The organism is Pseudomonas sp. 05T35, assembly GCF_056396605.1.
Genome location: NZ_JBFTLU010000377.1, coordinates 1 through 4,581 on the forward strand (window position 1 = coordinate 1; position 4,581 = coordinate 4,581).

2 protein-coding genes are annotated in these 4,581 nt (G+C 62.1%); both read right to left on the reverse strand.

The features are described from left to right. The coding region (hrpA, locus tag AC1DH9_RS23145) for an ATP-dependent RNA helicase HrpA (protein ID WP_477808842.1) at positions 1 to 3,895 on the reverse strand (3,895 nt) is incomplete at its 3' end. A gap of 220 nt (positions 3,896 to 4,115) precedes the next feature. Further along, on the reverse strand, positions 4,116 to 4,581 hold a 466-nt coding region (locus tag AC1DH9_RS23150; protein WP_477808843.1), incomplete at its 5' end, for an isocitrate dehydrogenase kinase/phosphatase-domain containing protein.

The window sequence follows — 4,581 nt, forward strand, 5'->3', positions numbered from 1 at the left end:
TCCATTGCTTGCTCAAACGCTTGTCGGAGATCGGCACCTTGGTCCCCAATTGCTGGGCGAACAGCGAAACCCGGTATTCCTCCAGCCACCAGCGATAGAGCTCAAGTTGCGGATCGCGCTTGCCTTCCTGCGCGTGTTTGTTGGCGCGGGTCTGGTATTGAGCCCAGAGACCGGACAACTCGCCGCTCCAGACCCGGTCCTTCTGCACCTGAGCGCCGAGTTTCTCGAAACGCTGCTCGACGGCTTTCAAGTAACGCGGCAGCTCCTTGAGCCACTGCATCGGGGTTTCACGGACAAAGCCCGGATACACCAGGTGACTGAGCTGCTGCTTGATGTCGTTCAGGGCCACCGCTTGCGCCAGGTCGATCTTGCCTTTGAAGCGCTTCTGCAAAGCGTGCCAGAGCTTGAGCGTTTCCAGCGTCAGTTTCGCCAGACGCTCGGCATGCTCGGTCCATGCACCGCGCTTGCGCTCGGCCAGCGAAGCCAAACCCGCGCCGTCACGCGGCAAGCTCGCTTCGCCGTCGAGAATGCAGCTGTCGAGGCTCGCCAGCAGGATGTCTTCCACCAGACTGTCGATACGCCCCAGCTCGCGGTACATCAGGCCCAGCTCGGTGAGCCCCGGCAGCTTCCCGCGCAAGAACTTCGCCGGCTCGGCCAGTTGCTGCATGAGCAACCGCTRCAACGCCCGACGATGCTGGAACTCGGCCTCGGCCGGGGTCGAAAAACGCCCTTCCTTAACGGTGCCCGCCTCTTCCACCAGCGCCGGGTAGACCGTCATCGACAGCCCGGCGATCTTCTGTTGGGTTTTCTCGGCCACCGCGGCGAAGACCTTGGCCTCCACCGGCTGTTGGCTTTTCGCCGTCTGTGGTACCGCCAAAGCCGCCTGGCTGGCCTCGGCGAAACGTGCGGTCAGCTCGGCCAGATCACGGCCTTCACCGAGAAACTTGCCCTGGCCATCGACGATTTCCAGGTTCATCCGCAGATGACTTTCAACCTGCTGCGCCGCTTCGGCCCAGGCCTCATCACTGACCCGCGCACCGGTCATGCGCAACAGTTCGCGACCCAATGCCTGCGGCAGGGAACCGTCGGCGAAGGTGATGCGCTGCAACGCCGCTTTGACAAAGTCCGGCACCGGCACGAAGTTCTTGCGCAAGGCCTTGGGCAGGTTACGCACCAGGGCGATGCTCTTGGCTTCGATCACCCCTGGCACCAGCCATTCCAGGCGCTCCGGCGGCAGCATCGGCAACAGCGGTGCCGGTACGCGCAAGGTCACGCCGTCGCGGGGATGGTTGGGCTCGAAGTGGTAACTCAACGGCAAGGTCAAATCGCCCAGGCGCAAGGTGTCCGGGTAATGCGCGGCGGTGACTTCGCTGGCTTCGCGAGCCAGCACGTCTTCTTCGCGCATGATCAGCAATTGCGGGTCTTTCTGGCTGTTGATCCGATACCAGCTGTCGAAGGTCGCGGTCTGATGGATCTCTGCCGGCAAGCGCGCGTCGTAGAAGGCAAACAGGGTTTCCTCGTCTGCCAGAATGTCGCGACGACGGGCCTTGGCCTCCAGTTCGTCGAGCTGTTCCAACAATTGCTCATTGGCAGACAGACACTTGGCTTTCGACTGAATCTCTCCGCGTACCAGCGCTTCGCGGATAAACAGTTCACGCGAGGTGACAGGATCGATCGGCCCGTAATGCACCGGCCGGCGACCGACCACGATCAACCCGAACAGGGTGATTTGCTCGTAGGCCACGACCTGTCCGCGCTTCTTTTCCCAATGCGGTTCGAAGTGGTTCTTCTTGATCAGGTGCCCGGCCAGCGGCTCGATCCAGTCCGGCTCGATCTTCGCCACCATGCGCGCATAAAGCTTGGTGGTTTCCACCAGTTCGGCAGTCATCAGCCATTGCGGGCGCTTCTTGCCCAGCCCCGACGACGGGTGAATCCAGAAGCGCCGCTGACGCGCCCCCAGGTAATCGCCGTCCTCGGTTTTCTGGCCGATCTGGCTGAGCAACCCGGACAGCACCGCTTTGTGCAGTTTCGGGTAGTCAGCCGGCTCTTTGTTCAGGCTCAACTGCATGTCGCGGCAGATCAGGCTCAACTGACGATGGGAGTCGCGCCACTCGCGCAGGCGCAGGTAATTCAGGAAATTCTTGCGGCACCAATTGCGCAGCGGGCTGGCGGTCAGGGCCTGGCGTTGCTCTTCAAAGCCACGCCACAGATTGACCAGCCCGGCGAAATCCGAGTCCACGTCTTTCCATTGTGCGTGGGCCTGATCGGCGGCCTGCTGACGTTCCGGTGGACGCTCGCGCGGGTCCTGGATCGACATCGCACTGGCAACGATCAGCACTTCCTGCAAGCTGCCGAGTTTCGCCGCTTCGAGCAACATCCGGCCCATGCGCGGGTCCACCGGCAGCCGCGCCAGTTGCCGCCCCAGTGGGGTCAGCTGGCTGTTGCGGTCGACTGCCGAGAGTTCTTGCAGCAGGTTGAAACCGTCGCTGATGGCCTTGCCATCCGGCGGCTCGATAAACGGGAAATCGGTGATTTCCCCGAGGCGCAGATGGAGCATCTGCAGAATCACCGCCGCGAGGTTGGTGCGGAGAATTTCCGGGTCGGTAAATTCCGGCCGACCGATGAAATCTTCTTCGCTGTACAGACGGATGCAAATGCCCGGCTCGACCCGTCCGCAACGGCCTTTACGCTGGTTGGCGCTGGCCTGGGAAATCGCCTCGATCGGCAAGCGCTGGACCTTGGCCCGGTAGCTGTAACGGCTGATGCGCGCGGTACCGCTGTCGATCACGTAACGAATGCCCGGCACGGTCAGCGAGGTTTCCGCGACGTTGGTCGCCAGCACCACGCGACGGCCCGGGTGGGACTGGAAAATCCGCTGCTGCTCGGCCGGCGACAGCCGTGCGTACAACGGCAGGATTTCGGTGTGTTTGAGCTGGGCCTTGCGCAGCATGTCCGCGGCGTCACGAATCTCGCGCTCGCCGGGCAGGAACACCAGCACGTCGCCGGGACTGCGGCGTTCGCTGCGTTCGTATGCGGCAATTTCGTCGAGGGTGGCGAGGATCGCCTGATCCACGGTCAGGTCGTCTTCGACCCGGTTGCCCTCTTCGTCCTGTTCCAGCGTCAGCGGCCGATACCAGGTGTCCACCGGGAAAGTACGGCCCGAGACTTCAACAATCGGCGCATCGTCGAAATGCTTGGAGAAGCGCTCGAGATCGATGGTCGCCGAGGTGATGATGACTTTCAGGTCCGGGCGACGCGGCAGCAGGGTTTTCAGGTAACCGAGCAGGAAGTCGATGTTCAGGCTGCGTTCGTGGGCTTCGTCGACGATGATCGTGTCGTAGCGTTCGAGGTAGCGGTCGTTCTGGGTTTCCGCCAGCAGGATGCCGTCGGTCATCAGTTTGATCAGGGTATTGGCATCACTCTGATCCTCGAACCGCACCTGATAGCCGACCAAGGCACCGAGCGGCGTCGCCAGCTCTTCGGCGACCCGGCTCGCGACGCTGCGCGCAGCAATTCGACGCGGCTGGGTGTGACCGATCAGACCGTGCTGGCCGCGACCGATTTCCAGGCAGATCTTCGGCAGTTGGGTGGTTTTACCCGAGCCGGTTTCGCCGGCGATGATCAGCACCTGATGCTTGAGCAGCGCCTCCTTGATTTCGTCGCGCTTGGCGGCGATCGGCAGGCTGTCGTCGTAACGAATCAGCGGCAGGCTGGCACGTCGCGCCACCACCTGGTCGCAAGACGCTTGCATGCGCGTCACCCACAAGGCCAGCTTGGCGTCGTCGGGTTTCTTGCGCAGCTCGAGCAACTGCCGCCGCAGCCGGTGGCGGTCGGCAAGCATGGCGTGATCGAGGTTTTTCAGCAGTTTGTCGATTGAAGGCGATTCGTCAGTCATCAGGTACGCAAAGGTCGTCTAGTGGCGCAGGGGGCGGATTGTCGCAGATTTAACGAGCAAACGAGATCCTTGTAGCAGCTGGCGAAGCCTGCGTTCGGCTGCGAAGCAGTCGTAAAACCTGCTTCCCGGGTATTCCTGATGGACCGCGAGCACCGGTTTTGCGAGGACTTCGTCCTCGGACGCAGGCTTCGCCAGCTGCTACAGGGTTGCGCGGAGCCGGTTATTCGTTATCGAGGCCTTTGCGCCGATACGGAAACACATCGATCACCTTGCCGGCGCGAATTGCCGCTTGCAGGCCTTTCCAGTAATCGGCGTTGTACAACTCGCCATGCAGTTGATCGAACAATCGGCGCTGCGCGGAATCGGCGAACAGGAACGGTGGGAACTCTTCGGGAAACACGTCCAGCGGCCCGATCGAATACCACGGCTCGGAGGCCATTTCGTCTTCCGGGGTGCGCGGTTGCGGGATGTGGCGGAAGTTGGCTTCGGTGAGAAAGCAGATCTCGTCGTAGTCATAAAACACCACGCGCCCGTGCCGGGTGACGCCGAAGTTCTTCAGCAGCATGTCACCGGGAAAAATGTTCGCCGCCGCCAGTTGCTTGATCGCCAGGCCGTAATCTTCCAGCGCTTCGCGCACCTGCGCGTCGTTGGCGTTTTCCAGGTAGAGGTTCAGCGGGGTCATGCGC